This is a genomic window from Actinomycetospora sp. (assembly GCF_055612215.1).
Window position 1 is genome coordinate 1 of the sequence record NZ_JBVPVA010000716.1, and the last position, 3,250, is coordinate 3,250.

General features: G+C 76.5%; 5 protein-coding genes. 2 read left to right on the forward strand and 3 right to left on the reverse strand.

What is annotated here, in order from left to right:
- Positions 1-256 (forward strand): hypothetical protein (locus AC0CYZ_RS19615; RefSeq protein WP_472218365.1); only part of this gene is annotated, 256 nt, incomplete at its 5' end.
- Positions 257-297: 41 nt separating this feature from the next.
- On the opposite strand, the gene AC0CYZ_RS19620 is transcribed toward AC0CYZ_RS19615, so the two are convergent.
- From AC0CYZ_RS19620 to AC0CYZ_RS19630, 3 genes are all read right to left on the reverse strand, one after another.
- A complete protein-coding gene (locus AC0CYZ_RS19620) occupies positions 298-591 on the reverse strand; it encodes a WXG100 family type VII secretion target (RefSeq protein ID WP_472218367.1) in 294 nt (97 codons plus the stop codon).
- Between the two features lie 13 nt (positions 592-604).
- Positions 605-937: a WXG100 family type VII secretion target gene (locus AC0CYZ_RS19625; protein ID WP_472218369.1), complete on the reverse strand. Its 333-nt coding sequence runs from the start codon at positions 935-937 to the stop codon at positions 605-607.
- Between the two features lie 88 nt (positions 938-1,025).
- Positions 1,026-2,297, reverse strand: coding sequence for a type VII secretion protein EccB (locus AC0CYZ_RS19630; RefSeq protein ID WP_472218370.1), 1,272 nt, complete (start codon positions 2,295-2,297; stop codon positions 1,026-1,028).
- Positions 2,298-2,558: 261 nt separating this feature from the next.
- Here AC0CYZ_RS19630 and AC0CYZ_RS19635 point away from each other — a divergent pair, with 261 nt between their 5' ends.
- Positions 2,559-3,014, forward strand: a complete 456-nt coding sequence (locus AC0CYZ_RS19635; RefSeq protein ID WP_472218372.1) for a hypothetical protein — start codon at positions 2,559-2,561, stop codon at positions 3,012-3,014.
- The last annotated feature ends 236 nt before the right edge of the window (positions 3,015-3,250 follow it).

The following is a 3,250-nucleotide window of genomic DNA, read 5'->3' on the forward strand; positions in this document are numbered from 1 at the left end:
GGGACGCGACATCGGACTGCACGTCGTGCTCGCCCGGTCGGCCGCGGGCGCGGCGGGAGGACTGATGCAGCCGGTGCTGCGCCGGCTGCGGGAGCTGGGCGGCCCGGGCCTGTTGCTCTCCGGGCCGCGCGACGAGGGCGCTTTGCTGCACGGGGTTCGCGCCACGCCGCTGCCGGCCGGGCGGGCGCAGTACGTCACGCGTCGTACCGAGCCGGAGCTGGTGCAGGTGGCGTGGGTGCCGGAGGCCGACGGGTGAGGGGGACCCGCCGGCCCCGGCGGTTCACGCCCGGGCAGCCGCTACGCCTGGAACGACTGCGCCGCCGAGCGCTCGGTCGCGGCGTACTCCTCGTTCGAGCTCGCGGTGGCCTGCTGCAGCTGACCCAGCGCGGACTGCAGGTCGCTCCACCCCGAGTCCCACTGCTGCTGGGCGGCGGCGTACGCCTCGCGGGCGGCCCCGTCCCAGGTGGCGAGCATGGGCGCGATGTCCGAGCGGAGCTGCTGCATCCGCTGCCCCATCTGCTGCACCCCGCCGTCGAGGTCGGCGACGGCGGTGTCGAGCGCACCGAAGGAGACCTTGATCCGGTCGGCCATGGTGGGAGTCCTCTCAGAACCCGGGGACGGTGACGTCGTCCATGCCCGCGCCCGACTGCGTGAGGCGCTGACCGGCCGCGGAGTCACTGGTCCGGTAGCCCTCGCGCGCCCGGGCGACGAGGGTGCTGATGGTGTCGAGCGCCTGGTTCAGCTTCTGGTTCGCGGCCTCGTAGCGCGCGTGGGCCCCGGTGAACGCGGTGTTCCCGTCGCCCATCCACTGCCCCTCGAGCGCCCCGAGCCTGCCCCGCAGCGCCGTGAGCTCGGAACGGATGTCGGCCACGTTGGCCGTCATCCGTTGCCCCGCCTGCGCCATCGTGTCGGTCGAGACGTCGTACTGCCCCGCCATGAGGTCTCCTCCCGGGAAGTCGTTCCAACACCGATCACGGTGACCGAGCCGCTGCGGCCGTGGGTGCGCTTTGGGAAAACCCGCGCCGTCAGTCCGGCACCGCGAGCCGCGGCCCGGCCCCGAGCAGCGCGAACCACGGTCGGCCGATCGGCAGCACCCGGCCGCGGTCGTAGCCCAGCGCGCGCAGCGCCTCGTCGTCGGCGACCGGGAAGCCGAGCCCGCCGTCGACGAGCACGATCCCCTCGTCCCGGTCGGCACCGGGCGGGCGTTCCCGGTCGAAGTCCGGCGGCGCGAGCAGGGCCCCGCCGCCCGGCGGGACGTGCCAGGTGACGCGCACCCGTCGGTCGCCGTCCGCGAGCACCCGCTCCGGCGCGGCCCGCGTCGTCGTGTCCGTCGCGTCGGCGCGCACCACCAGCCGCGGGGCGTCGCCCCCGCCGTCGACGCAGGGCACGGCGGCCGACTCGCGCGCGGGCACGCCGGGCGGCTCGCTCGGCACGTCGCGCAGCCCGATCGGCGGCCCGGCCGGTAGGTCCAGGATCTGTTCGACGTCGACGGTGCGGGCGGGCGTGGGGAACAGCCGCGCGCTCGTGTCGTCGGCGACCTGCCGGGCGCGGCCCCGGTCCAGGACGTAGCGCGCGCCGGCGTCGGTCACGACGACGGGTCCGGGTGCGGCAGTGGGGGCGAGGTCGCCGCCGCGGGGCAGGAGCGCGAGCCAGGCCCCCGGCACGTCGCGGACCTGGGCGGGCGCGTAGCCCAGGGCGGGGAGGGCCGCCGGGTCGACATGGTGGCCCTGCCCGCCGGTGACCAGCACGATCTCGATGCCACCGGTCGGCCGCGCGAGGAACCCGGTCCCGGGGCCGGGGCCGCCGCCGGGGACGCCGGTGAAGACCGCGACCCGGTCGGGCGCGGTCGCGCAGGCCGCCAGCGCCGGCGGCGCGGCGGGCAGGCCGGGCGGGAGCTCGGGGGCGCCGTCGTCGGGGAGCGCGGTCCCGACCGGCACGCCCAGCACCCGGGCGTGCGGCACCAGCACCGGCGCGCGCCGGGCCCCGGCGAGCAGCGCGGTGGTCAGCGTCGGGGCGGGGCGGAGGAGGCCGCCGGTGGCCAGGTAGCGGGCGCCGGTCTCGCGGTCGACGACGAGGCTCCCGTCGTCGCGCCAACCGTCGGGGGCGCGGCCGGTGAGGAAGGCGGTCGCGGCGGAGCCGGCGGCCACGAGGACCACGACGACGAGGCCGAGCAGCAGCCCGGCGTTCGGGCGGCGGGGCACGTCCTCGATCGCGAGGGCGTCGCCGCGCACGAGGGCGGCCACGCCGCGGCGGCGCGCGAAGTCCTCGGACTCGATGAGCTCCCGGCGACCGGCCACGGGTCCGGATGCTTCCCGGCGGCGGGTCGGCGCGGGGGCCGTTTCGGAGAACCAGGCGGTCGACGACGCGGCTTTCCTGCCACTGGATGCAAGCAACGACGCTCCGCTGGCATCCGGACGTGGCGACTACTTCTGAAACCGCCGGGTTCACCGTCCCACACCATCTGGTGACGCAGCGTCAGGAGCCGTGGACCTCCGGGTCCCGTCGTCGTGGGACGTGATCGACACGTCCCGCGCACGACTTGGAGGTCGAGGAAGTCCATGACGCGCAATCGCAAGCGGCTCGCCGTGCTGGGGGGCGTCCTGCTCGTGCTCGCCGGCGCGGGCGTCGCCTTCGCCGCGTACCTGTCGAGCGGGTCCGGGAGCGGCGCGACCACGTCGAGCGTCGCGGTGAGCTCGACGATCAGCGCCAGCTCGCAGGGGGCGCAGCTCTACCCGGGCTCGACGAGCACCTACACGGTCACGATCAACAACCCGAACCCCTACTCGGTGAAGGTGGTGAGCATCAGCTCGAGCGCGTCGAAGGCGACCGCCGCCGGCTGCCCCGCGGCCACGGTGACCAGCCCAGCCGTCGCGAACCCGTCCGGCACGATCGCGCCCAACGGCTCCGCCTCGTACCCGCTCACGGCGACGATGGTGAACGATCCCGACAACTCCTGTCAGGGACAGTCGTTCGAGATGCCCCTGCAGGCCCAGCTCGCCTCCGCGGCCGGGTGAGGGTCGAGTCGCTGCTCCAGCGGGAGGGGCGCGGACGCATCGATCGGACGGGCCCGATCCCGCTGCCGGGCCGTCGGCCCCGTCACGCCGCGGGCCGTCGCGCGGCCGGGGCGCCCATCGCCCCGGCCGTCCGGCCCGGGGCGGTCGACCCGGAGGCGGACACCGATCCGCTGCCGGTGTCCCGGGGCGGGGCACCGACCGTGCCCCGCACCCGGGAGCCCCGCCCGCCGACCCCG